27 protein-coding genes are annotated in these 25,012 nt (G+C 63.0%); 7 read left to right on the forward strand and 20 right to left on the reverse strand.

Translation table 11 applies throughout. From position 1 onward, the window contains the following. Window positions 1–46: 46 nt before the first annotated feature. From mctP to A9762_RS19695, 9 genes are all read right to left on the reverse strand, one after another. A complete protein-coding gene (mctP, locus tag A9762_RS19655; protein ID WP_069343686.1) occupies window positions 47–1,540 on the reverse strand; it encodes a monocarboxylate uptake permease MctP in 1,494 nt (497 codons plus the stop codon). Continuing rightward, window positions 1,541–1,720: a DUF3311 domain-containing protein gene (locus A9762_RS19660; RefSeq protein ID WP_069343687.1), complete on the reverse strand. Its 180-nt coding sequence runs from the start codon at window positions 1,718–1,720 to the stop codon at window positions 1,541–1,543. It abuts the gene before it with no gap. Window positions 1,721–2,159: 439 nt separating this feature from the next. Then, entirely contained in the window at window positions 2,160–2,657 is a 498-nt protein-coding gene (locus A9762_RS19665; protein ID WP_069343688.1) for a 6,7-dimethyl-8-ribityllumazine synthase, read from the reverse strand. A gap of 112 nt (window positions 2,658–2,769) precedes the next feature. After that, window positions 2,770–4,245 carry a sodium:solute symporter gene (locus A9762_RS19670; protein WP_069343689.1) on the reverse strand — a complete coding sequence of 492 codons (1,476 nt, stop codon included), beginning with the start codon at window positions 4,243–4,245 and terminating at the stop codon, window positions 2,770–2,772. A gap of 2 nt (window positions 4,246–4,247) precedes the next feature. Continuing rightward, a complete protein-coding gene (locus tag A9762_RS19675) occupies window positions 4,248–4,469 on the reverse strand; it encodes a DUF3311 domain-containing protein (protein ID WP_206093602.1) in 222 nt (73 codons plus the stop codon). A 126-nt stretch (window positions 4,470–4,595) separates the two neighbouring features. Next, entirely contained in the window at window positions 4,596–6,029 is a 1,434-nt protein-coding gene (locus A9762_RS19680; protein WP_069343690.1) for an NAD-dependent succinate-semialdehyde dehydrogenase, read from the reverse strand. 60 nt (window positions 6,030–6,089) lie between these two features. Further along, window positions 6,090–7,328 (reverse strand): MFS transporter, encoded by a 1,239-nt coding sequence (locus A9762_RS19685; protein ID WP_069343691.1) that lies wholly within the window; start codon window positions 7,326–7,328, stop codon window positions 6,090–6,092. Between the two features lie 13 nt (window positions 7,329–7,341). Further along, a complete protein-coding gene (locus A9762_RS19690) occupies window positions 7,342–7,905 on the reverse strand; it encodes a flavin reductase (protein ID WP_371443119.1) in 564 nt (187 codons plus the stop codon). Between the two features lie 7 nt (window positions 7,906–7,912). Further along, window positions 7,913–9,277: an LLM class flavin-dependent oxidoreductase gene (locus A9762_RS19695; RefSeq protein WP_069343692.1), complete on the reverse strand. Its 1,365-nt coding sequence runs from the start codon at window positions 9,275–9,277 to the stop codon at window positions 7,913–7,915. Between the two features lie 243 nt (window positions 9,278–9,520). On the opposite strand from A9762_RS19695, the gene A9762_RS19700 reads away from it, so the two are divergent. After that, a complete protein-coding gene (locus A9762_RS19700) occupies window positions 9,521–10,087 on the forward strand; it encodes an XRE family transcriptional regulator (RefSeq protein ID WP_069343693.1) in 567 nt (188 codons plus the stop codon). A gap of 24 nt (window positions 10,088–10,111) precedes the next feature. Here A9762_RS19700 and A9762_RS28240 read toward each other — a convergent pair whose 3' ends face one another. Then, entirely contained in the window at window positions 10,112–10,261 is a 150-nt protein-coding gene (locus A9762_RS28240) for a helix-turn-helix domain-containing protein (protein WP_083254114.1), read from the reverse strand. Between the two features lie 126 nt (window positions 10,262–10,387). On the opposite strand from A9762_RS28240, the gene A9762_RS19705 reads away from it, so the two are divergent. Beyond that, a complete protein-coding gene (locus tag A9762_RS19705; protein WP_069343694.1) occupies window positions 10,388–11,101 on the forward strand; it encodes an aspartate/glutamate racemase family protein in 714 nt (237 codons plus the stop codon). Here the strand turns inward: A9762_RS19705 and A9762_RS19710 are convergent. From A9762_RS19710 to A9762_RS19725, 4 genes are all read right to left on the reverse strand, one after another. Beyond that, window positions 11,073–12,464, reverse strand: coding sequence for a pyridoxal-dependent decarboxylase (locus A9762_RS19710; protein WP_069343695.1), 1,392 nt, complete (start codon window positions 12,462–12,464; stop codon window positions 11,073–11,075). The genes A9762_RS19705 and A9762_RS19710 overlap by 29 nt on opposite strands. Before the next feature lie 117 nt (window positions 12,465–12,581). Next, window positions 12,582–13,076: a hypothetical protein gene (locus A9762_RS19715; RefSeq protein ID WP_069343696.1), complete on the reverse strand. Its 495-nt coding sequence runs from the start codon at window positions 13,074–13,076 to the stop codon at window positions 12,582–12,584. A gap of 213 nt (window positions 13,077–13,289) precedes the next feature. After that, window positions 13,290–13,877, reverse strand: a complete 588-nt coding sequence (locus tag A9762_RS19720; protein WP_069343697.1) for a TetR/AcrR family transcriptional regulator — start codon at window positions 13,875–13,877, stop codon at window positions 13,290–13,292. A gap of 182 nt (window positions 13,878–14,059) precedes the next feature. Beyond that, on the reverse strand, window positions 14,060–14,872 hold the full coding sequence (locus A9762_RS19725) for a LysR family transcriptional regulator (RefSeq protein WP_069343698.1): 813 nt from the start codon (window positions 14,870–14,872) through the stop codon (window positions 14,060–14,062). A gap of 112 nt (window positions 14,873–14,984) precedes the next feature. Between A9762_RS19725 and A9762_RS19730 the strand changes: the two genes are divergently transcribed. After that, the gene (locus A9762_RS19730; RefSeq protein ID WP_069343699.1) at window positions 14,985–15,719 is read left to right on the forward strand and encodes an SDR family oxidoreductase; all 735 of its coding nucleotides are present in this window, start codon (window positions 14,985–14,987) and stop codon (window positions 15,717–15,719) included. Window positions 15,720–15,791: 72 nt separating this feature from the next. Here the strand turns inward: A9762_RS19730 and A9762_RS19735 are convergent, their stop codons facing one another. After that, on the reverse strand, window positions 15,792–16,547 hold the full coding sequence (locus A9762_RS19735; RefSeq protein ID WP_069343700.1) for an SDR family oxidoreductase: 756 nt from the start codon (window positions 16,545–16,547) through the stop codon (window positions 15,792–15,794). 219 nt (window positions 16,548–16,766) lie between these two features. Between A9762_RS19735 and A9762_RS19740 the strand changes: the two genes are divergently transcribed. The 4 genes from A9762_RS19740 (at window position 16,767) to A9762_RS19755 (ending at window position 21,153) form a co-directional block, all read left to right on the forward strand. Next, on the forward strand, window positions 16,767–17,654 hold the full coding sequence (locus A9762_RS19740; RefSeq protein WP_069343701.1) for an AraC family transcriptional regulator: 888 nt from the start codon (window positions 16,767–16,769) through the stop codon (window positions 17,652–17,654). 234 nt (window positions 17,655–17,888) lie between these two features. After that, complete coding sequence (locus tag A9762_RS19745; RefSeq protein WP_069343702.1) at window positions 17,889–18,803, forward strand: TauD/TfdA family dioxygenase; 915 nt, start codon at window positions 17,889–17,891, stop codon at window positions 18,801–18,803. 87 nt (window positions 18,804–18,890) lie between these two features. Further along, window positions 18,891–20,231 (forward strand): MFS transporter, encoded by a 1,341-nt coding sequence (locus A9762_RS19750; protein WP_083254115.1) that lies wholly within the window; start codon window positions 18,891–18,893, stop codon window positions 20,229–20,231. A gap of 109 nt (window positions 20,232–20,340) precedes the next feature. After that, on the forward strand, window positions 20,341–21,153 hold the full coding sequence (locus A9762_RS19755; protein ID WP_069343703.1) for an IclR family transcriptional regulator: 813 nt from the start codon (window positions 20,341–20,343) through the stop codon (window positions 21,151–21,153). Window positions 21,154–21,202: 49 nt separating this feature from the next. Here A9762_RS19755 and A9762_RS19760 read toward each other — a convergent pair whose 3' ends face one another. The 5 genes from A9762_RS19760 to A9762_RS19780 all read right to left on the reverse strand — a co-directional run bounded on the left by A9762_RS19760 (window position 21,203) and on the right by A9762_RS19780 (window position 24,997). Then, window positions 21,203–22,180: a zinc-dependent alcohol dehydrogenase family protein gene (locus tag A9762_RS19760; protein WP_069343704.1), complete on the reverse strand. Its 978-nt coding sequence runs from the start codon at window positions 22,178–22,180 to the stop codon at window positions 21,203–21,205. A 63-nt stretch (window positions 22,181–22,243) separates the two neighbouring features. Then, the gene (locus A9762_RS19765) at window positions 22,244–22,546 is read right to left on the reverse strand and encodes a helix-turn-helix transcriptional regulator (RefSeq protein ID WP_069343705.1); all 303 of its coding nucleotides are present in this window, start codon (window positions 22,544–22,546) and stop codon (window positions 22,244–22,246) included. A 60-nt stretch (window positions 22,547–22,606) separates the two neighbouring features. Then, window positions 22,607–23,560, reverse strand: coding sequence for an agmatinase (gene speB / locus A9762_RS19770; protein WP_083254116.1), 954 nt, complete (start codon window positions 23,558–23,560; stop codon window positions 22,607–22,609). 13 nt (window positions 23,561–23,573) lie between these two features. After that, entirely contained in the window at window positions 23,574–24,227 is a 654-nt protein-coding gene (locus A9762_RS19775) for a cupin domain-containing protein (protein WP_240493638.1), read from the reverse strand. A 56-nt stretch (window positions 24,228–24,283) separates the two neighbouring features. Then, complete coding sequence (locus A9762_RS19780; RefSeq protein ID WP_069343707.1) at window positions 24,284–24,997, reverse strand: DUF1989 domain-containing protein; 714 nt, start codon at window positions 24,995–24,997, stop codon at window positions 24,284–24,286. Window positions 24,998–25,012 lie beyond the last annotated feature (15 nt).

Below are 25,012 nucleotides of genomic sequence, written 5' to 3' on the forward strand. Positions count from 1 at the left end.
ACCTTGAGACGCTCAGTCAACCAGCGTCTCAGACATTTCAAGCATGTCACGCATTGCGCAGCGCCGGACGCGAGCCCTTGCCGAGTACCACGTTGGCGACCACGGCGACGACGATGTTCACCGCCAGCGCGATCAGGCCCGTGTACATCGAGTACTTGTCACCGCCGAGCGTGAACGTATGCACCGGCTTGATGCCGTCCGCAAACGCCAGCCAGCTGCCGCACACGATACCGAAGGCCCAGCCCGTCAGCAGTGCGCGTGCGCCGAACCAGCCCACGAACAGACCGAACACCAGTGCCGGGAACGTCTGAAGAATCCACACGCCGCCGAGCAGTTGCAGGTCCAGCGCGAACTGCGTCGGCAGGAACAGGATGAACACCAGTGCGCCCAGCTTCACCACCAGCGACACGATCTTGGCGACCTTCGCCTCACCCTCGTTCGAAATATTCGGGTTGACGTAAGGCTTCCAGAAGTTGCGCGTGAAGAGGTTCGACGCACCGATGGACATCACCGCTGCCGGCACCAGCGCACCGATCGCGATTGCCGCAAACGCGAAGCCTGCGAACCAGCTCGGGAACAGACCGTTGAACAGCGCCGGGACGACGTCGTTGTTGGTCGGCACCTTCACACCGGCAGCGTAGGCCATGAAGCCCAGCAGCGCGATCAGGCCGAGCAGCACGGTGTAGGCCGGCAGGAACACGGCGTTCTTGCGAATCGTGTTGGCGTCCTTCGCGGCGAAGATGCCGGTGAGCGTGTGCGGATACATGAACGCCGCGAGCGCCGAACCGAGCGCCAGCGTGGCGAACGGCAGGAACTGCGTCGGCTTGAGCGTCAGGCCCGTTGCACCGCCCTTGTTCGCGAAGACGTCGCGCGCCGAATCGAACACCGCACCGTAACCGCCCAGCTTTGCCGGCACCACGATCACGGCGACCAGCACCACGATGTAGATCATCAGATCCTTGACGAACGCGATCAGCGCCGGTGCCCGCAGACCTGCCGAGTACGTGTACAGCGCGAGAATCACGAACGCGGCGAGCAGCGGCAATTCGCCCGTCAGCCCCAGCGCCTTGATCACGACTTCCATCCCGATCAGTTGCAGCGCGATGTAAGGCATCGTCGCGACGACACCGGTGAGCGCAATCGCGAACTCCAGCGGACGCGACTGGTAACGGCCGAAGACAACGTCGGCAGCCGTCACGTGACCGGCCTTGTGCGCCGCATGCCACAGCTTCGGCATGATCAGGAAGACAATCGGATAGACAAGAATGGTGTACGGCAACGCGAAGAAGCCGTAAGCGCCGACCGCGTAGACCAGTGCCGGCACTGCGATCACGGTATAGGCGGTGTAGAAGTCGCCGCCGACCAGGAACCACGTGATCCATGCACCGAAGTTACGTCCGCCCAGACCCCACTCGTCCAGATGGGCGCCTTTGTTCGACGGCCCGGCCATCCAGCGCGACGCCCAGAAACCCATGACGGTCACGAGGATGAAGAAAAATACGAAGACCGCGAGCGCGGTCCAGTTGATACCGGCGTCCATTTACTCTTCCCCTTTCTTCAGACCATCGCGGAATACGATCCAAATCAGTAGCGAGGTCAGCGGCACCCAGGCGAACTGGTACCAGTAAAAGAAGGGAAAGCCCCAAAGGGACGGCAATTCACGGTTGTAGAACGGCACCCACAACAAACCGATGAACGGCAACAATAACAGTAACCGCATCTCAGCAGATCTCCTCTTGTTTTAATTCGACGAAGGCGCACATTAGCGACGCCTAAATACACTCTAGCCGAACGATGGTGGATTTGCCGGTGCGCCGGAAAGCCCCATAAATCATGGGGTTTCACGAATGCGAAGCGATGTTGCGTGTATCGAAACCAATGCGCCGCGCCGCATTGTCGACGACGGTTTCAATGGTTGAAATGGACCACGATTTTCTTCGATTTCCTCGGGACTTACCTTGAAATATCAAGCACTGAATACGCACCATAAACAAGCGTGACGCGCACAGATCACTGAAATACGTATTCAGCCTCGTTGAATTTTTTGCGAAGAAAAATATTGACTTATTCCGATTCTTATCTACGTAGTGATACGTAGTCGGGCAAAACGCCCATCAGCCTGTCGCTATCCCGGCAGCTTTCGCCGTCGCAACACCGGGTCATGTGAGGCACGGCGCCGAGGTCGGCTCGGTCGACCCTGCCGCAAGGTTCGCGAGCGCAAGCAGCATGCTGACGCAGGCGTCAGCGACTTCGCGGCCCTTGTGACGCAGGTGCTCGTCGAAGAATGCGTAATGCTCGTCGTGCGAGTGAAAATGATGCGGCGTGAGCGACATCGAGAAAACGGGCACATCGGTGTCGAGTTGCACGCGCATCAGTCCGTCGACCACGGCTTGTGCCACGAACTCGTGACGATAGATGCCGCCATTGACGACCAGCGCTGCACCGACGATCGCGTCGTACTGTCCGCTTTGCGCGAGGCGTCGGGCGAACAGCGGAATTTCGAACGCACCCGGCACATCGAAATGGCGGATGCATTCGGCGGGCACGCCCAGTTCGGCCATGCGTGACTGGAACGCGTCGCGGGCGCCGTCCAGCAGATCGGCGTGCCAGCCGGCCTGCACAAAGGCAATGCGGTGAATATCGAGAGAATTCGTCATAACTTGTCTTTCGCGAGCCGCCAGCGCCTGGCCCGTCAGGCCGCTCAGGCCTGCCCGTCATGCGCCACTGGCGCAGGCGGCTCGCTCACTTCCTCATTTCATTGGCGACGCATCACGAAGCGTCGGCCGACAACTGTGCCGCCCCCGCCGTGCGGCGGGTGAGCAGCGTTACGACCACCAGCGTCACCACGTTGAATGCCAGTGCGACGATGCCCACGTTGAGATCCTTGAGCGCATCCGGCAGGAACGGGAACAGCGCGGCCACCGACTTCTTCGTGAGCAGATCCCACGCCACCGTCGCTTCGCCGACGATGATGCTGGCGAACGCCGCCGGGCGCGTCACGAGGTTCTTGCCGATCAGGCTGGCCAGCAGCACCGGGAACAACTGTGTGACGAGGGCATACGCCATCAGCAGCAGCGCCACGATGGTCTGCCCGCCGCCCAGCGTGAACAGCACCGCGAGCGCCATGATCGCCGGGGCGAGCCACTTCGCCACACGGGCCACGTGAGCATCGCTCGATTGCGGGCGCATCGGGCGGTACACGTTGTTCGCCAGCAGCGTGGCCGACGTCATCAGAATCATCGAACCGGGCACCAGCGCCGTGAGAATCCCGGCCGCGCCGATCACGCCGACGAACCACGGATCGAATGTCTTGAGCGACACCTTGAACAGCGCCAGATCGATGTCGCCGCCCGTCAGCCCCGGCACGGCGAGCACCGCCGAGAAACCCACGAACAGAATGAACAGCAGCATCAACTGGTAGATCGGCAGCACGAAGGCATTACGACGCAGCACCTCTTCGCGCTTGGCCGTGTACGTGGCCATGAACATGTGCGGCCACATATAGAAGCCCAGCGTCGACAGAATCACCGTGGAAACCATCCAGACCGGGCTTTCCCCCACGTCGCGCAGCGCCAGAAAACCCGGCTTGGCCTTCTCGATAGCCGCGAACATCTCGCCCACGCCACCGTAGTAGTGATACGGCAGATAGAGACCGAGGAAGACGGCGACGAACATGACCAGGGCATCCTTCACGACAGACGTCCAGGCCGAGCCGTGCACGCCGGACAACGCCACGTACACCGCCACCACGATGGCCCCGATCAGCACGCCCTGGTTCGACGAAATCGCCGAGTAGGACGACACGCTGACAATGATGCCCAGCCCTTTGAGTTGCAGCACGAGATACGGCACGAGCGCGGCAAACCCGACGATGGCGACGAGCACGCCCAGCACCGGGCTGTTGTACTTCGCGGCGAAGAAGTCCGGCTGCGAGATCAGACCGCGCTCCTTGGCGTAGCGCCAGATCGGCGGCAGAAGGAAGTACGACAGGATGAACGGCAGGCTGCCGTACCCGAGCAGGTAATACGCGCCCGCCCCGTGTCCGTACGCGTAACCGCTGCCGCCAAGAAACACGAACGTCGTATAGATTTCGCCCGCCATGAGCAGAAAGACGATGGCCGCACCGAAACCGCGACCGCCAACCGCCCACTGCTCCAGACTCATGTCCTTGCCACGACGCGCGCGAATGCCGAGGAACAGCGCCAGCGCTACGGCCAGAAAGATGAAGATCAATGCGCTATTCATGCTCAGGCTCCTTCGCCACCGTGATCGGCCGATGCGAGCCGCGCCTGATCGGCATAGAAAATGATGGCCATCACGATGGACGTGAGCACCAGCGCCCCGGCCAGCCATGCCAGCAGAAAGGGCATGCCGAGCACGTACGGCGTGACGCGATTGACAAAGAACGGACCTACCAGAACCGCCAATACAGGTAGGAGTGCTAAAAGATATATGGACCGCATGAACATCTCCAGGTTGTTCCCGTTTGCTTGTCGGGCCGAGCGGCCGATCGCGCAAAGCGATCGCCGTTCGGCTCGTCACGAATGCGGTGAAGCGTGTCCCGTACGATTCCCCGCGCCGGATCCGTCGTCGGGTTACGCCGGATCCATCAGGTGAGAGATGCTCTTGACGTGCGTGTAGCACTCGAGTCCCTCGGTACCACCTTCCCGGCCGTAGCCGCTGTCTTTCACGCCGCCGAACGGGGTTTCCGAGACTGCCGAGACCAGATGATTGATGGCGAGGTTGCCGACTTCGAGTTCGTCGCCCAACCGGTACGCATTGGCCGCCGAGCGCGTGAAGGCATAGCCCGCAAGACCATACGGCACGCTGTTGGCACGTGCGATGGCGTCGTCCAGACTGTCGACCCGCACGATGAGCGAGAGCGGACCGAACGGTTCTTCGAGCATGGCGCGGGCATCCATCGGCACGTCCGCCAGTGCGGTGAACGGGAAGACATATCCCGGCCCGTCGGTGCGTTCGCCGCCGCAGATCGTGCGCGCGCCACGGGCGAGCGCGTCGTCGACCAGCGAATGCAGCGCCGCCAGACGACGCTGGTTCACGACCGGCCCGATATCGCTCGACGACTCCAGCGCATGCCCCGCGCGAATCGCGCCGCCGTGGCGGGCGAAGGCCTCCACGAAGGCGTCGTAGACCTTGTCGTGCACGAAGAAGCGCGTGGGCGCGACGCAGACCTGCCCCGCGTTGTTGAGCTTGCCTTTGACGCAGGCGAGCGCGGCCGTCTCAGGGTCGGCGTCGTCGCACACGATGACCGGCGCGTGACCACCCAACTCCAGAATGGCCGGCTTCATGTGTTTGGCCGCCAGCCCCGCGAGATGCTTGCCGACCGGGGTCGAACCGGTGAACGTGATGCCACGCACGACCGGGCTGGCGATCAGATGGGACGAGATCATCGCCGGGTCGCCGAACACGAGGTTGAACACCCCGTCCGGCAGACCGGCATCCTGAAACGCCTGCGCCATGAGCACCGCACCGGCAGGCGTCTCTTCGGCGGCCTTGAGAATGATCGAGCAGCCGGCCGCGAGCGCCCCGCCGACCTTGCGGGCGGGCGAGCTCATCGGGAAGTTCCACGGCGTAAAGGCAGCGATCACGCCCACGGGCTCACGCACGACCGTATGACGCATGCCCGGCTCGGCGGGAATCACACGTCCGTAAAGGCGCTTGCCTTCATTGGCGTCCCATGTCATCAGGTCGCAGCCACGTAGCACTTCGGCACGGGCCTGCGCCAGTGTCTTGCCCTGCTCCAGCGAGATGGCGAAAGCGATGCTCTCCACCCGCTCCTTGAGCAAGGCGATAGCGCGCAGCATGATCTCGGTTCGCTGCGCGGGCGACGTGCGCCGCCACACACGAAACCCTTGCTCGGCGGCCGACAGTGCGGCGTCGAGATCGGTCAGCGTTGCCGTGGGCACCATGCCGATCGTCGTGCCCTCCGAGGGGTTCGTCACCGGCTGGCCCGGCGCACTGCGCCACTGACCGCCGATCAGCATCTTGATGTCAGGATAGGAATACATGTCAACGTCTCAAATAAACGGGAAGTAGAGAACGAACGCGATCCAACGCGCAGGCATGCGCTACCGCTTGCCGCCGGCCATCCGGCGCGATGCCGGGTGCCGACGCAGCCGCCACATGGCAACGCAACCGAGCGCAGGGCCAATGGCCAGCATGCCCATGCCACCTGCCCAACCGAGATGCGCGACCACAACCGGTACCAGCCGGATGCTGGCCAGCGTGAGCAGGAACCCGGCGCAGGTCTGGGCGGTGAGCAACGTGCCGACCGACGTGGGGTCCGCCAACTCCGCGACAGCCGCCGAGAACTGCGCCGAATCCGCGATCACCGAGAACCCCCACACGAACGCCACGGCCATGACCACGGCGATCGGGGCGCCGGGCAACCAGCCGATGACGGCGGCGCACGTCGCGCTCGTCGCCATCGCGCCGATGGTCACGAGCGTTCTGCCGACACGGTCGGCGAGCAGTCCCCCGGTCCACGCGCCGAGCGCGCCGAACGCGATTACCGCGAAGGTCAGCACTTCGGCCTTCTCGTGAAAATCCGCCACGCCATGCAAGCTCAGCGTGTATTGCAGGAACAGGCCGAGCCACGCCCACATGGCATACAGCTCCCACATGTGGCCGAGATAGCCGAGATTCGCGAGGCGCACGGCCGGGTCGCGCCACGCTTGCGTGACTTTGGAGAAGTCGACCCGTGCCGCTCGCTTGATGTTCGGGCCGATACTCGCGAAACCGATCGCGACACCGGCCGCCAGCGCCAGCATCGCCGCAACGAGATACACCCAGCGCCAGTCGAGGCTCTGCCATCCGCCGATCAGATGCGGGCTTGCGGAACCGAGCGTGAGCGCCGCCACGAGCAAGCCGATCAGCAGCCCTAGGTCCGCTTTCGCCCAGGTCGTCACGAGCCGGATGCCGACCGGATAGACGCCCGCCATGCACATGCCGGTGAGCAGGCGCAGGGCGATCGCCAGCGGGCCGGTCGGCGGCAGCACAGCCAGCGCGCCTGTCGTGAGCGCCGCCATCAACGCCGACGCCGCGAAGATTCTGCGCAGGTCGTAGCGATCCGGCAGCGCGAGCGTGGCCGACACGACTGTGCCGATCACGAACCCGAGCTGCACGGCACCGGTGAGCATCGCCTCATCGCCCGACGCAATCGCCTGCGTGCGCTTGATGAGGGCGACGGCCGCCGTCGACGAAAACCAGACGCCCATCGCCGCCACCTGCGCCAGCAGTACGATCGCCAGCGATGCGCCCTTGCCGCGCGGCGCGCGAGGGTGGCGAGCGGTGCTCAGAGATTCCATGAAGCGTCCGTCCTCAGGCCGTTGCCGACTGTGCAACCATGCCCACGCGGTGAAACCCGCGGGCGAAGTAAATCAGGCCATCGAGCGCACCCGCCGAGCGAGCCGCCTTCACTTCGCAGAAGAAGACCGTGTGCGTGCCGACTTCCGTGATCGACGACACTTCGCAATCGAGTACGCTGACCGCACCGCGCAGCGCCGGCGCACCGGTATGCATCGTGTCCCAATCGCCGCTGGCAAAGCGCGTCTCGATGGAGAGATCCTTCGTCGCGAACTGCATGGCGATGTCGCGCTGATCGGCGCTGAGCACGTTCACGCACAGGCGGGCGTTCTCACGCATCACGGCGTTGTTGCGGCTCGCCCGATTGATGCACACGAGCAACGTGGGCGGATCATCGGTCACGGCGCACACGGCAGACGCCGTGCATCCCGCCAGACCGCCGGGGCCATCGGTGGTGATGACGTTGACGGCGGCGCCGAGACCCGCCATCGCTTCACGAAAGATCGATTTGTCCACCGTACTCTTGTCCATGTCCTTCACCTCGTTCGATACGTGACGGTTGCGATTGCTGAGATTCACGTCGGGCTTACTTCGCGCCCGAACGGTATTGCGCAGCGTTGTGCGTGTGCGGCAGACGGTCGTGGCCGAAGAGCTTCTTGCGGTACGTGCCCTCGCCGTACGACGTCTTGTACGCGCCGCGCTCCTGCAACAGCGGCACCACGAGATCGATCACGTCGTCGAAGCATTCCGGCACCACCGTGCGCGACAGGTTGAAGCCGTCGATGCCCGTGGCTTCGCTCCACGTCATCATCTGATCGGCGATAGCGTGCGCGGAGCCGACCCACGGCGTCTGGCGGCTGCCCAGCACCATCTGTTCGAGCAGTTTGCGACGCGTCCACTGCGGACCGGTGGCGCGGGTCATGGCCGTCACGTTCGACACGATGGCCTGACTCTTGCCCGTGTCGATCGGCTCGTCGATGTCGTACTTCGCGAAGTCGATGCCGAGCGACGCAGCGGCGTGAGCCAGCGCACCTTCCGAGCTGACATAACGACGGTACTCTTCGAATTTCTCCTTCGCCTCGGCATCGGTACGACCCACGATGGGCGTGGCGCCCATGAAGACCTTGACGTCGTTGCCGCTGCGCCCATGCTCGACGGCCTGCGCGCGGATGGCGTCGACGATCTCCTTCACGCCGTCCATCTTCTGGCCGTTCACGAAGACACACTCGGCATGCGTGGCGGCGAACTGGCAACCGCGCGGCGACGAACCTGCCTGATAGAGCACCGGTGTGCGTTGCGGCGACGGCGCGCTCAGATGCATGGCGTCGACCTTGTATTGCTTGCCATGGTGATGAATCACGCGCACCTTCGACGGATCGGCGTACACGCCGCCCGCACGGTCGGCGACCACCGCGTCGTCGTCCCAACTGCCTTCCCACAGCTTGTAGACGAGCGACATGTATTCGTCGGCAAGGTCGTAGCGATCGTCGTGCGCGATCTGGCCGTCGATGCCGATGGCGCGCGCGGCGCTGTCGAGATAACCGGTGACGATGTTCCAGCCGATGCGCCCGCCGGTGAGGTGATCGAGCGTGGACATGCGACGTGCGAACAGAAACGGTTGCTCGTAAGTGAGGTTCGCCGTGACGCCGAAACCGAGATGCTCCGTGGCGGCGGCCATCGCCGGGATCAGCATCAGCGGATCGTTGACCGGCACCTGCACGGCGTTGCGCAGCGCGGCGTCGGCATTGCCGCCATAGACGTCGTACACACCGACCACGTCCGCGAAGAACATGCCGTCGAAAAGCCCCTTCTCCAGCTTCTTCGCGTAATCGACCCAGTAGCGAAGCTCGCCGTAGCGCGTGGATTGATCGCGGGGATGCGTCCAGAGACCTTGCTGAATATGACCCACGCAGTTCATCTCGAAAGCGTTCAGTCGAATTTCACGGGGCATGTTGACTCCTTGTCTGCACAGATTTGAAGGCGGAATCGACTGCTGTCGAATCGTCGTTTCTGTTTACTATAGTAGACGATTGACTACGATCAAAAATGTTTCAGATGGGGGTTAACGCGTAATTCGAGGGGAGATGTGAGGCGGAGGCCGGGCGGGAGTGGGGGCGGGGCCGCGCAGGGAGACGCCGGTAGGCACACGCGTGGCTTGTATAATTTCGCAACCCGAAACCCTTGGAAACACAGCATGACGCCCCCGATGGTCGATCCGACGCCGGCGATTTCGCATCGCATCCGCATCGAACGCGAGTCTCGCGGCTGGTCGCTGGGCGATCTCGCCGAGCGCTCCGGCGTGTCGAAGGCGATGATCAGCAAGATCGAGCGCGGTGCCGCGTCGCCGACCGCCGCGTTGCTGGGACGTCTGTCCGGCGCATTCGGCCTGCAACTGTCGATGCTGCTCTCGCTCGCTGAACAGTCGGGAGAGCGGCTGAGCCGCGCCGACGAGCAACTCGTCTGGCAGGACCCGGAGACCGGTTATCTGCGCCGAGCGGTATCGCCGCGCAATGGTGGCATGCTGGAACTGCTGGAGGTCACGCTGCCGCCGGGCGTCAACGTGTCGTATCCGTCGTCGGCATTCACGTTCCAGCATCAGCAGATCTGGGTGCGTCAGGGCACGCTGACCTTCGAAGAAGGTGAGTTGACGTATGAACTCAAGGAGGGCGATTGCCTGCAACTCGGGCCGCCCGCGCCCTGCACGTTCCGCAATCCCGGCAAGCAGCCTTGCGTCTATGTCGTGGCGCTGGTGCGTCGATAACCCGGCAGCAAGTGATGACTGGCGTCAGCCTTGTCCGTCACGATGCCGGTATTGCTGTGGCGTGAGGCCAAGCGAGGCGCGGAACATTCGTCCTATGTGCGATTGATGCGAAAACCCGCATTCGACGGTGACGGCGGCGACAGCGGCGAGCGGCATGTCGTTCGTGGTGATCATGCGCCAGTGCGATCTGTGTCGTCATCGGTTCACCGGCGGAAATTTCGTGATAGACGTTGCTCACGTGCAGAGGCACATTGTGTGTCCGTTCCTCTCCCGCCCAAACACTTCGCACAAGGAGTTTTCATGCGCACCATCGGCCTTATCGGCGGCATGAGCTGGCAGTCCAGCGCCGAGTACTACCGCATCATCAACGAAACGGTTCAGGCCCGGCTAGGGCCCTTGCGCTCCGCGGAGATGCTGATGTTCAGCGTCGACTTCGGTCCCATCGAGCGCGCGCAGCACGAGGGGCGCTGGGCCGATGCAGGGGCGCTGTTGCAACAGGCGGCAAAGCGCCTTGAAGCGGGTGGCGCGGAATGTGTCGTGCTATGCACGAACACGATGCACAAGCTCGCCGACATGATCGAAGACGCGGTTTCCATCCCTTTGCTGCACGTTGCCGATCCGGCGGGCGAGGCCGCACAGGAGCGCGGCATAACATGCGTGGGCCTGCTCGGGACCGCGTTCACGATGGAGCAGGACTTCATCAAGTCGCGGTTGACGCAGAAATTCGGTCTCGACGTGCTGACTCCTGATGCGCCGGATCGCGAGATCGTCCATCGCATCATCTATGACGAGCTTTGCGTGGGCATCGTCAAAGACACTTCGCTTGCGGCGTATCAGGACATCATGGCGCGACTGGCCTCGCGCGGCGCGCAGGCCATCATCCTCGGCTGCACGGAAATCTCGTTGCTGGTGAAGCCGGAGGACAATGCATTGGTTCTGCTCGACACCACCGCCCTGCATGCGCAGGCGGCGGTGGCGTTTGCCCTCACGTCGGTGCCTTCCCCATTGCGCTGACACGCGTTGCCGCGCGCAACATCGCCTCGATGCTCTGCTCGACATCCGCTTCGGTCGTCGCCCAATTGGCGACGCTGATGCGCATGGCCGGGCGGCCTTGCCACACCGTTCCTCCGCACCAGCAGACGCCATCGGCCTGAAGCGCATCGATGATGGCGCGCGTCGTCTCCGGCGAGCCGAACGAGACGAGTACCTGATTGAGCACGACGTCATTCAGGACTTCGTAACCGTGACGGGACAAACCGTCGGCGAACCGCTTCGCCAGACGGCAAAACCGTGCGACGAGATCCGAGACGCCGTCGCGCCCGAGATGCAGTAACGCCGCCCAGACTTCAACACCGCGCGCGCGGCGCGACGACTCCGGCGTGTAATGCGACGGCTCGCGCTCGCCTGCCTCACCTTCTGACAGATAGGCGGCGTTCACCGACATCGCAGCACGCAAGTGGACCGCGTTTCTGACCAGCACGATCCCGCTGTCGTAAGGGACGTTGAGCCACTTGTGACCGTCCGTCGCCCAGGAATCGGCCAGGGTGAAACCTTGGGTCAATGCATCGAAATCGCGGTTGGCGAGCGCCCAGAGACCGAACGCACCGTCGACATGCACCCACGCCCCCGCGGCCTTTGCCCGGCGGCACACCGCCTCGGCCGGGTCGAAGTCACCGGTATTCACGTTGCCCGCCTGAAGGCAGACAAGGGTGCGCGCGTCGAGATCGGGCAGGCACTCCGCCCTCAGCCGCCCCCGTGCATCGGTCGGAACACGTATGACCCGCTCGCTGCCAAGGCCGAGAATCGACAGCGCTTTGAGCACGGTGACATGCACTTCATCGCCGACCACCACGCGAATCTCGGGCGCACCGTACAGGCCTTGGGCCTCGACATTCCAGCCGATGCGAGCGAGCAGTGCGTGCCGCGCCGCCGCCAACCCAGTGAGACTCGCCATCGACGCGCCGGTGACGAACGCTCCGGCAACGTCGCCCGGTAAACGGAAAAGATCGCGAAGCCATTGCAGGGCGACGTCTTCCAAGGTCGCGGCAATCGGGGAGGTCCATCGATAGCAGGCGTTCTGATCCCAGGCGGTCGCCATCCAGTTCGCGGCCACAGTGGCCGGCAAGGCGCCACCGATCACGAGGCCGAAGTAGCGGCCGCCGGAAGTCGCCACGGTTGCCGGTGAGCCAATCTCGTCCAGACGGCGCAGCACTTCCATGGCATCGACGCCCTGTTGCGGCAATGCGTGATGCAATTCGCCGAGCCGGTCGAGCGCGGCTTGCGACGGGACTACCGGGCGGACGCGCACGGTTTCCAGATAGGCCGTTGCGCGCTCGGAAGCTGCCTGCAATAACGTCGGCAAAGACGGTTCATTCATGATGACTCCGGATCTTTCGGATTCGCTATGCCGGGCCGAAGCAACGGCACCGACATCGGCGGCGCCACACAGGACAGATCCGGGTCAGTGATCGACCAGGTCCCTGCCAGACGCCGGTTAAGCGCGGCTGCGCTGCGAACGCAACCACAAGAACTGCACTATAGACCCGACGACGAAAATGCCCAGCCACGTCGCCAGCGCCCCGCGCACGAGCGGCGATTCGGGGCCACTAGCGAGCGGATGACTCGCGGGCAAGCGGGTCAGCGTCTCGTTGATGCCCGGCACCAACAGCAGGAAGAAGCTGAATCCGAAGGCGAACTGCGACAGGTACGGACGCACACGTCCCAGGAAATTGAGTTTAGGGATCACAAGTCCGCCCAGCGTCGCGAGCAATGCCAGAATGCCCAATGCATGACCAACGTTGAAGCCGCCGGTACTCGACAGGCCAAACGACGTCAGCACCGAAATCAGCATGCCGACCAGATAGACCCGGCCAGACCGACTGGCACTTTCAATGGTGCGATACCGGGCGAAGCTGACGAACCCGGCGGCAAACGTGACGAGACTGATCGCGGTGTGCGCCGCGCCCAACGTGGAGATGGGATGAGGCATGGTGGAGACTCCGTTTGAAATGGCCCCGTTACGTCATCGCCATACGTAATGGCAGGGTGAACACGAGGCGAGAACTACCGTCAAAAAACAACCAACTAGTTGATCGATTACAAGCGTTAAAAAATTGGGCGCCTGGACGCCCACGTTGAGATTGCTGCGCTTACTGAATGCATGACCTGTCGTACTCAGTCTGACGGACTCAGGTCGACGAAATCAGTTCGACACACTCAGCCGACTGATCGCCACTTGCGATATCGACCGGAACGACTCTGCATCGCCCAGCGCGCGGGCCGTCAGCATGGCGCCGTGCACCGTCGACATGAACGCTTGCGCCTCTACCAGCTCAGTACCGCAAAGGGTGAACTGCCCTTTGGCCACACCGGCCTCAAGCACCGACGCGATCCACGCCGTCAGGCCGTCGAAATAGCCCCGAACCTCGTCGGCAATGTCCTTCGGGATCATCGGCAGTTCGGCAGCGAGCATGGCGCAGATGCACATGGGCATCGAACCATCACGAATGCATTCGGCCCAGTAGTTCGTGTATGCGCCCAGTCTCGCCTTCGGATCTTCGACGTGCTGATCCAACGCTGCTAACCCGTCCCGGGCTTGCTCCCGGTGACGCTTGACGACCGTCAGCACCAATTCCGCCTTGCTCGGGAAATGGTGATGGATGCTGGCCTTTCCGATGTTCACGCGCTCGGACAAGTCTGCGTAGCTGAACCCGTGATACCCCCCCACCGCAAGCAATTGCTTCGCGTGGTCGGCAATTTCAGTCGCTCGGGGTGACAGCTCGATGGTCATGGTCCTTTGGCTCAATGGGGCGGGCGACTGCCCGGAACGAGACTTCCGGGCACACCGCCGACGCTAATGCATGGATACAATGACAACCAATCTACTAGTTGGTTGGTTGCATGTCAAGACCGATGTTGAGATTCGGATCGGGAAGTGCTGCCTCATCGGTCTGCCATCGCGCCTTCACGTTATCAAGCGGCAGACGGGAATACCGCCGAATCAGTGCGCAGTTGTTCGACCAGCGAAGCCAGCACAGGCTTATCCAGCGCCTGAACGGCATAGCAAAGGCCGACGCGACGCGACATTTCGAAGCCGTCGATGGGTGAGACGATCACGTTCGCGTGTGCGCGCGCCAGTGATTCTGGCGCGACGCACGCCCCCAGCCCCGCAGACACGAGATCCAGCGCCAGCGCCAGTGTCTGCGCCGTGGCAGCGGGTGCGCCGGCAGCCGCGCCGTAATACGGCAGCAAGCGTTGATGCGTCGGGTGTTCCGGGCAGACGATCCATGGCAACCCGTCGGCATCTCCGCCCGCTGGCGTCGCCAGCACGTAGGGCTCGACGAACATCGGCAGGAACAACTCGTCCTCGCAACGCCCGTCTTCGGTAGACAGGCGGGCATCGCCCTGGCATCCATCGAGCAGATTGACGAACAAAGCAGGCGCCGCCTGCCGCGCCCGACTGACGAATGCCGCGACATCGCGCCCGGCGATATCCGCCTCCACGCCGATATCGATCGCCGAAACATTTCCTCCGTGACGGAATTGTCGCGTCATGGAGTCGGTCTGAGACAGAATCCGGCGAGCCTGCGGATAGAGAATGCGCGCGGCTTCGGTGACCGCCACGCCGCGCGCCTCACGGGTGAAAAGCTGTGTGCCGAGCAAGTCTTCGAGGCTCTTGATCGTTCCGGACAGCGCTGGCTGACTCAAATGAAGCCGACGCGCCGCGCCCGTGATGTTGCGTTCTTCGAACACAGCGATGAATGCCTTGAGTTGACGACCATCCATAAATTTCTCCGATGCCTGCGAAAAGAATAAACCATTTTTCGCCGCTGACATTTGTGCCTAGAATTTTATTCAACGCTTATTGATAAGCAGCACCAATATCTGGAGGTACCTGATGACCGCAACGCAAAAACCCCTCGTAATCATTACCGGCGCCAGTTCGGGCATTGGCATGACGACGGCACGCCTGTTTTCGTCTCACGGGCACCCGCTGTTGCTGTTGGCGCGCCGGCTGGAGAAGATGCAGTCGCTGGAATTGCCGAACATGATGACGCGCTCGGTGGACGTCACCGACCGCGAAGCCCTGGCGGCCGCCGTGCGCGAGGCAGAAAAGCAATTCGGACCGGCCGACGCCCTCATCAACAACGCCGGCGTGATGCTCCTTGGCGATATCACGCGACAAGACCCCAACGAATGGGATCGCATGATCGACGTCAACATCAAGGGCGTGCTGAACGGCGTACATGCCGTCGTCAACGGCATGGTCGAGCGCAAGCGCGGCACGATCGTGAACATCAGCTCGGTGGCCGGACGCAAGACGTTCCCGAACCATGTCGCCTATGTCGGCACCAAATTTGCCGTGCACGGGTTGTCGGAAAACCTGCGCGAAGAACTCTCGCCGCACAACGTGCGCGTGGTGACGATTGCACCGGGTGCGGTCGACACCGACCTGCTCAGCCACACCACCGACGAAGCCATCAAGACCGGCTACGAAGCTTGGAAAACCGAGATGGGCGGCAAGGTGCTGTCGGCGGACGATGTGGCGAACGCCATCTATTACGCCTACGCTCAGCCCACCGGCGTGTGCATCCGCGAGATCGTGCTGGCAGCAACACGCCAGCAGGCGTAAGCGTCGCTTGACGGGCGACGCCTCGCCATCGACGGCAGCGGGCATTCCCTGCCCGCTCACCCCGGCTCAGGCTCAGATGCCCTGCCCGCCGGACACTTCGATACGTTGCGCATTCACCCAGCGATTATCGTCGGTCAGCAGACTGGCGATCATGGGACCGATGTCGTCGGCGACGCCCACACGGCCCAACGCCGTCATGCCGGCGAAGAAGCGGTTGAACTCCGGCGTATCGCGCACGGCACCGCCGAAGAAGTCCGTCTCGATAGCGCCGGGCGCCACGACATTGACCGCAATCTTGCGGTGACCCAACTCCTTCGCCATGTACACGGTCAGTACCTCGACAGCGCCCTTCACCGCCGCGTACGCCGACCAGCCCTCGGCGCACACGCGTGTCAAACCCGTGGAGAGATTGACGATGCGCCCGCCGTCGGCGAGCACCGGCAACAGCGTCTGCGTCAGGAAAAACACGCCTTTGAAGTGAACGTCGACCAGTTTGTCGAATGCGGACTCATGCATTTCGGCAAGTGGCGCGACGTCACCGTGACCCGCATTGTTGACGAGATGGTCGAACGTATCGCGCCCCCAGGTGCGTTGCAGCGCGATCTTCAGGCGTTCGGCAAATGACGCGAACGTGGAGACATCGCCAACGTCCAGTTGCAGGGCAATCGCCTTGCCGCCCAACGCTTCGATTTCGGAGACGACGGCGAGCGCGTCGGCTTCGCGCGACTGATACGTGAGAACAACATCGCCGCCATGACGCGCGATGGACAAAGCGGCATTGCGACCCAGACCACGACTGCCGCCGGTAACGAGAGAAATTTTGCGCATCGCGCACTCCTTGCTGACTGAGAGGGAGCGACCGATTCTGCGGCGCAACGCGACGATACCCTTTGCCCGATTCGCTTCGTCGTTGGCCTGTTTCTCCAAAGATCCCTCCGGGGCGATGCCACGACTTGCCGAATGTCGTTACGATGCTCCGGTGCAACAACGACGACCGAACCACAGAGGAACCTCGGCTGAACGGTGACTGAACGGCGGCATGACGACATGAACGACACCTTGCTTGCGGCGGTGCGCAGATACACCGAGACGTATGCCGACCCGACCGGCGTCGCCCGGCCACCCGTGCCGGGAATGAGTCTCATCCGGGCCGCCCGGCCGAGCGGTATCGACTATGCGATTTCCCGGCCAGTGGTCTGCCTCGTCCTGCAAGGCAGCAAGCGCGTCGCCATGGGCACGCAAATGTTGTCGTTCTCCGCAGGCGACTCGCTGCTGATTACGTCCGACGTCCCCACCGTCAGTCAGATCACACACGCCAGCGCGAGCGAGCCTTACCTCTCGCTGATTCTGGACCTCGATCTGAGCGCCATCGCAGAACTTGCGATGGAAATGAAGCTGGCTCCGATGCCGCAGAACGCCCACGTACAGGTCGAACCGTCCGATGAAGAGGTCGCCGATGCGGCGTTGCGTCTGCTGCGCCTCGTCGAACGTCCGGCGGCCTTGCCCGTGTTGCAGTCCCAGGCATGGCGCGAGATCCACTATTGGCTGCTGGTCGGCAAGCACGGCCCGGTCATTCGTCAGCTCGGATGGCCGGAGGGTCATGCGCAACGCATCGCCCGTGCCGTTGCGACGCTTCGCGCCGAGTTCACTCACCCCATTCCGATGGCGCGGCTGGCCGATATCGCCGGCATGAGCCTCTCGTCGTTTTACAAGCGCTTTCGTCTGGCGACTTCGCTCTCACCCCTGCAATTTCAGAAGCAGCTACGCCTGATAGAAGCGCGGCGCCTGATGATCTCGGAAGCGATGTCGGCAAGCAGCGCCGCGTTTGCCGTCGGCTACGAAAGCGTTCAGCAGTTCACCCGGGAGTACAAGCGGATGTTCGGGTTGCCGCCACAGCAGGACGCCGACCTGACCCGAAACGTCGTCGGCAGCTAGCCGACACATCACGCCCCGCTGCTGCGCCGGATTTCCACTTCCACGAGCGATAAGCAGCCGTCCTGCGCCGAATTCCCCCACGCCGAATCCCGCATTGAATTTCGGACCAACAGACCGAAATTACAAAAACAATCTCAACAATCACCTGAAATAACGGCGTAAACCCGAATTTTCCACAGAATATTCGGAGCGTAATCTTCATTAATGGACATAACGTCCAATTATGGAGATGCAATGAAGCTGGAAATCACCCCCTGCAACGCACGATTGGGCGCCGAGGTTCGCGGCATCGATCTGTCCCAACCCCTGACCACCGACGCGCGCACCGAGATCGAGACCGCCATTGCGGCGCATGCGGTGCTGGTGTTTCGCAACCAACCGCTATCGCAAGACGCGCAAGTAGCGCTCGCGCGCAGCTTCGGTCCGCTGGATCTCGGACTGAAACGCGTGAAGAAAACCGCCAGCCGGTTCCGCTACGACGAATTGCTCGACATCTCGAACGTCGGTGTCGACGGCGAAATCGCGGCACGCGATACGCGACGGATTGTCGGCAATCTCGCCAATCAGTTGTGGCACAGCGACAGTTCGTTCCAGAATCCCGCCGCACGCTACTCGCTGCTCTCGGCCATCACGGTCGCGCCAAGCGGCGGCGACACCGAGTTCTGCGATCTGCGCGCCGCCTGGGACGCCTTGCCCGAAGACTGGAAGCGCGACATCGAAGGCCGCGATGCGGTGCACTATGCACTGCACTCACGCTTCATGCTCGGTGACACCGACTACAACGAAGCGCAACGTGCGGAATTGCCGCCCGTCACATGGCCGCTGGTACGAACGCATCCGGATTCCGGACGCAAGCTGCTGTTCGTCGGCGCCCATGCGTGCGAGGTTTCCGGCATGACGCTTGCCGAAGGCCGCATGCTGCTGATGGATCTGCTGGAACATGCAACGCAACGCGAGTTCGTCTACGTGCACAAGTGGCAACCCGGCGATCTGGTGATGTGGGACAACCGCAGCACGCTGCATCGTGGGCGCCGCTACGACTTGTCCGTGCGGCGCGAGATGCGCCGCACGACAACGCTCGATGTCGACGGCAGCCATGACGACGCAAACGATGTCAGCCCCGCCGCACGCTCGCCGCAAATGGCCTGAGCTTCCACAACAACGATGAGTGCCGCCGCCGACCGACGCTCGCGCAGGCGCGCACCACGCATCCCGTCAAGATGACAGGAGACAACGATGAACACACGTACCGGGCAGGCGGAGGTATTACGCATGTCGACGACGGGCGCACCACCGGCCGTCGAGGCGGCCGATCTCGATCGCATCGTCAGCAAGGCCGGGCGACGCCTGATGTGGTTTCTGGTCGCGCTCTATCTCGTCGCGATCCTCGACCGCAGCAACATCTCGTTCGCCGCGCTCACCATGAACAGCGATCTGGGCCTGTCGCCAAAGGCGTATGGCATCGGTGTGGGGGCGATGTTCTTTACCTACGCGCTGTTCGAGGTGCCGAGCAATCTGCTGCTCGCACGCATCGGTGCGCGAGCGACGCTGACCCGCATCGCCATCCTCTGGGGCATTGTCACGATGCTGATGGCTTGCGCCGTCGGGCCGCTCAGCTTCTGGGGGCTTCGCGCATTGCTCGGCGCCGCCGAATCGGGGCTTTTCCCCGGCGTGATGCTGTTTCTGAGCTTCTGGTTTCCTTACGCCTGGCGTGCACGATATAACGCGGTGTTCAACCTCGCGGTGCCGATCGCCTACATCGTGTCGGGTGTCGTCTCCGGCGCATTGCTCACGCTGAACGGCGCCTGGGGACTGGCGGGCTGGCAATGGCTGTTCATTCTCGAAGGGCTTCCTGCCGTGGCGCTCGGCGTGATCGGCGCGTTCTATCTGACCAACCGACCGTCCGAAGCCCAATGGCTCACGCCCGTCGAACGCCAGTCGCTCCAGGCAGCGCTCGACGCGAATCCGCCCTCGGCGAAAGTCGTCGCGCCCACGTCGATGCTCCGCGCGCTCGTCAACCCTGTCGTGCTCACGATGGGTCTGTGCAACACGCTGCTGTTCTGCGGTCTGACGTCGGCGCAAATCTGGCTGCCGCAGATGTTGAAGACCTATCATGCGTCGTACATGACGATTGGGCTGCTCGCCGCGATTCCGCCGCTCGCAGGCTTGCTCGGCATGCTCGCGCTCGGACGCCTGTCGGATCGCTCTCAGCATCGCTTCCTGCACGCGTCGCTCGCTTTCGTGTTGTCGGCATGCGGCTTTGCGCTGGTCGCGATGTCGAACTCACTGGCGACGATGCTGACCGGCTTCACGCTGGCGAGCGTGGGTGTGCTGGCAACGCAAGCGATTTTCTGGACGATTCCGCAATCGTTCCTGCATCGCTCGACGTCGGCCGGCGCTATCGGTGCGATCGGCATGATGGGCAGTATCGGCGGTACGGTAATGCCGATGATCGTGGGCGAGTTGCGTGCGCAAACGCATTCGTTCACCGCTGGCTTCACCGTCGTCGCCATCGTTTGCCTCGTGGGCAGCGCACTCATCGGTGTGCTGCGTTCGATGATGACTTCGCAACGATAGACACGCCCGGCGCGCCAACCGGCGGCGCCATTGAGGTAAGCTCGCACACGAACCTCCGGCGCGCGCTCCCCCAAAGGGACGCCGCCGGAAACGACGACTTCCCACGCCCATGACAGCCACCACGCCCAAGGAAATCCGCCCGAAAGTCTCCGATGACGATGTCTCTGCCCTGTCGCGCGGTCTCGCGCTACTGGAGACCATCACGGCATCGGTCACCCCGCTGACGGTCAAGGAGCTTGCCGAACAGACAGGTCTGCCGCGCCCGACCGTCGCGCGTATCGCTTCGACCCTCGTGAATGCGGGGTATGTCCGCCAGCTCGAAGGCAAGGATCGCTACTTTCCGACCACCCGCTCGCTCGAACTCGCCAACACCTTCCTCTCGCACTTCGACATGCGCAAGGCGGTGCGACCACTCCTGCGCGAGCTTGCGGAAGAGTGCGGCACAGCGGTTCACCTGTGCCTGCGCAACCGGCTCGACATGGTCGTGATCGAATCGGTCCGGCCATCGGTCGGCCCGATCACCGTGCGGCTCGGACTGGGCGATCGGCTGCAACTCGCACGCTCGGCGATTGGTCGCGCCCATCTCGCCAGCCTGCCGCCGGAAGAGCGCGACATGCTGCTCGAATCGCTTCGCATCTCCGGCGCGAACGAAGGCATCGACCTGCGAGCCATGATGAAGAAGGCCGTGAACGAACTCAGTGAGAAAGGCTTTGTGAGCGCATTCGGCGACTGGCACAGCGACATCAACGCCGTTGCCGTGCCGCTGCAATCACCTTCCGGCGAGCGCTTCGCGATCAACTGCGGCGGCCCCGCCTTCCTCTGCTCGCCCGAGACCTTGCTCGAAGACATCGGTCCACGCCTCGTCGACACGGCGCGAAAAGCACAGGCCTTGAGCGGAAAGGTCGTTCTGGGATCGGTCTGAGGCGTCACGCGCCGTCGGTGGCAAGCGTGATACGAACGTCATCGCGACATTAGGCATCCGCCTCCGACGGCACCACCGCAATCGCGACCTTTCCTCTGACGCCATGGTTGGCGCCTTCGAGCCGCGCATGCGCCAGCGGAATATCGGCAAGCGAATACACCGCGCCCACATGGGGACGCAACTGTCCCCGCTCGACCAGCGTGTGCAATTCGTCGAGCTTGCCTCGGTTCTGGCGCGTGAAGACGAAGTGATAGCTCGCGTTCTTCCCCCACGCCTGAATCAGGTTTTGTGGCTTCGCAATGTCCACGATCGACACGACACGGCCGAGTTGCGCAAGCGCGTCCGGGCTGCGCGACAAGGTGTCGCCACCAATCGTGTCGAATATGACGTCGACGCCCTGCCCCTGCGTTTCACGCAGCACCGCATCGACGTAATCCTCTGTCGTGTAATCGATGACCACGTCGGCCCCGAGACTTTTCACGAAGTCGGCGTTGGCCTCGCGCACCGTCGTGAGCACGCACGCCCCCATCGCTTTGGCTAGCTGAATCGCCACATGCCCCACGCCGCCCGCGCCACCGTGCACAAGCACACGCTCCCCGACCCGAAGTGCCGCGCGCACCACCAGCGCCTCCCACGCGGTTCCACCGACGAGCGTCAGACTTGCCGCCTCAAGGTGACTCAATGACGGCGGCTTCCTGCCGACAATCGCCTCTGCCGCGACGTGGTACTCGGCATAACTTCCCGGGCCGTCGAATATCTGCGGGGTGTACCAGACCTCGTCGCCCGGCGCGAATGCCGTCACGCCCGGGCCGACGGCTTCGATAACCCCCGACACGTCGTGACCGGTGATGGACGGCAGCGGCACCAGGTCCGGATAGTCGCCGCGACGGACCTGATAATCGAGCGGGTTGATGGACGTGGCATGCACGCGCACGAGCACCTGCCCCGCGTGCGGTATGGGTTTGGGCACCTCCCACAGCTCGAACGCTGCCGGGCCGCCGAATGACTTCAGTACGATCGCTTTCATGACAACCTCTCAATTCTGGAAAAAGGGATATCGGGATTTGTCGATATATACCAACAAAAAAATTCACAGATCCTTGCCGATGATGTTGGCAAGCGCTGCGATGGTGGCTTCGTTGCGCTTGTAGTAAGTCCACTGACCGATGCGCCGGACTTCGACCAGCCCGGCGCGTTGCAACGTCGCGAGATAGTCGGACACCGTCGACTGCGACAGTCCGACGCCTTCCTGAATGCTGCTCACGCAAACGCCGACCGTGTTCACATCCCCCTCGTCCTGAGGCGGGAAGTGCTTTGCCGGGTCCTTGAGACCTTTCAGGATCTCAAGGCGCGTCCGGTTCGAGAGGGCTTTGAAGATGTCGAGCAATTCCATCGCGCTATGATATCGAGATTTTCCGATATGTCAATGTGACGATGGCCGATGATTGAACGACTAATCGGCTCGTGCGCGGGCGAGATGGCTCGCAAACAGACAGAGCATTTCGTACATCAGCGTCGCGCCGACCAGCGCCGTGTTGCCGCCAACGTCGTACGGCGGCGACACTTCGACGACATCGCCGCCGGCCCAGGCAATACCGTCGAGCGCACGCAGCAGCGCGAGCATCTCGCGCGTGCTGAGACCGCCCACCTCCGGCGTGCCGGTGCCGGGCGCGTAGACGGGATCGAGCGCGTCGACATCGAGCGAGAGGTAGACGGGTCCGTCGCCCACGACCTGCCGGGCGAGCGCCGCCACCGCGGCGGCTCCCATCGTCTCGAACTCCTCGATGAACACCACGCGCATGCCCTGCGCCTGCGAATATCGCCAGCCTTCGTCGGAACCCTGCGCGCCGCGAATCCCAATCTGGATCGAGCGATGCGGATCGATCAGTCCCGCCTCGATGGCCCGCCGGAACGGGGCGCCGTGCGTGAATTTCGAGCCCTTGAAGGTATCCCACGTGTCGGTGTGCGCATCGATGTGCACGAGTCCGACGGGCTTCGCGGGCTGCATCGCCTGCAACACCGGGTAAGTGATGGAATGGTCGCCACCGGCAATCAGCGGCAACTTGCCTGCTGAGAAGATCGGTGCGAAGAACTCCCGGATATCGGCATGGGCCAGTTCGACGTCGTAGAGATTCGAGAACGGCACGTCGCCGACGTCACCGATCCGACATACGTCGAACGGATTGAACCGCGTCACGTGATGGATCGGTCGCATCATGGTCGACATGTTGCGAATCTCGCGCGGCCCGAAGCGTGCGCCCGGACGTGCCGTCACACCGCCGTCGTAGGGCACGCCCGCCAGGGCGATGTCGAGCGACTGCCACGCCTGCACGAACGGCACGCGCATGAACGTGGGAATGCCGGCAAAGCGCGGCAATTGCATTTGCGATACATCGGTGCCTGACACGATGAATGCGCTCCTAGAAGGTCGGTGGCGTATTGATCCAGAGCACGCGGGTCACCGTCTCGCCGGGATTGCGATAGCTGTGCGGCAACGTGCTCGGAAAGTGAAACGAATCCCCGGCACTCAGCACATGACGTTCCTCGCCGAGCATCAGCTCCAGCGTGCCCTCGATCACGTAGCCCAGCTCCTCGCCGATGTGCGATATCTGCTCGTCACTGCTCGTGTTGGGCTCGATGACGTGGATATCCCCTTGCAGCAGTTGCCCCTGCCCCGGCACGACCACGCGCTCAAGCATGATGGAGCCGCGATTGCGCTTGGTCGGAAAGCGCACCACCGGACGCTGATCGCTGCGATGCACCGGTGACGACGTGAGATCAGGACCGGAGACCAGCTCACCGATATTCGTGTCGAGCGCGTGGGCGATGCGATGCAGCGTGGCCAGCGAAGGCGTTGCATTGGCGCGCTCGACCTTCGAGAGCAGGCTCTCGGAACATCCGGCGAGTTCAGCCAGCGCCTTGAGCGTGAGTTGCCGCACGAGCCGCGCGTGTTTGAGCCGCAGGCCGAGCGAGTCGTTGGCCCCCGGGGCGCCGGCCGTCTTGCGGCCTGCGCCACCGGAACCACTGGCGTGGCCCGGCGCGGCAGAGGATGAGGCGGATTGACGTTTAGCCACCGTGATTTATCGAATAGGGATGAATGCAGCAAACTCAGCGGAAGACCGCAGGAAAATCAGGCCAGCACCGTGAACTCGACTTCCACCGGGTTCAGGGCGTTGATCGGAATGATATCTTGCGGGCACGCCGACATCACGACGACACAGTCCATCACCGCACGAATGTCGACATGGTCCCCCGCCTTCGAGACCGGCGGCAGCCAGTCGATCGAGTAATCGGACTTGATCGGGATATTCATCCACAGATTGAACGGCTGCGGCACTTCGCGCGCGCGCAGGCCAATGGCCTTGAGGGCGAGCCGCATGTTGTCGGCGCAGTTGTCGTGATAGCCCTCAACGCCCAGATTGCGGTAACGATACAGATCGCACGCGGCGATGAGCGTGTCGTGCACGCCCGGCGACGTGTCGGTCACAAGCTCCGCAATCGGACGGCGATGGTTCGTCACGAGCGGATCGCCGGGATGCGGAATCACCTTGTCCAGATAGGCACGCGTGTGCTCGAACGACAGGAACTCGTTGAGGTGCTCGGCGTTGAAAATCCACGTATCGCAGACCTGCGTGCCGTGAGGATTCGCAATGCGGATCGTCTGGCCCGCCTTCACGCGAACCGCGCGGCCGCTGCGAGCGGGCACGGTGTAGGTCTTGCCCGGTTCGGGGGTGCCGTCGGCGGAGATCGGTTCGGCCAGCGTGGCGTTCTCGCCCAGGGCGTTGCCGTTGTCGGGCGAGTGCGTGTGATCGTGCGTCTGGTCGTGGGTGTGGCTGTGCGACATGGTTGGCAAACTCCT

The sequence above is a fragment of the Pandoraea sp. ISTKB genome, assembly GCF_001721285.1.
Taxonomy (GTDB): Bacteria; Pseudomonadota; Gammaproteobacteria; order Burkholderiales; family Burkholderiaceae; genus Pandoraea; species Pandoraea capi.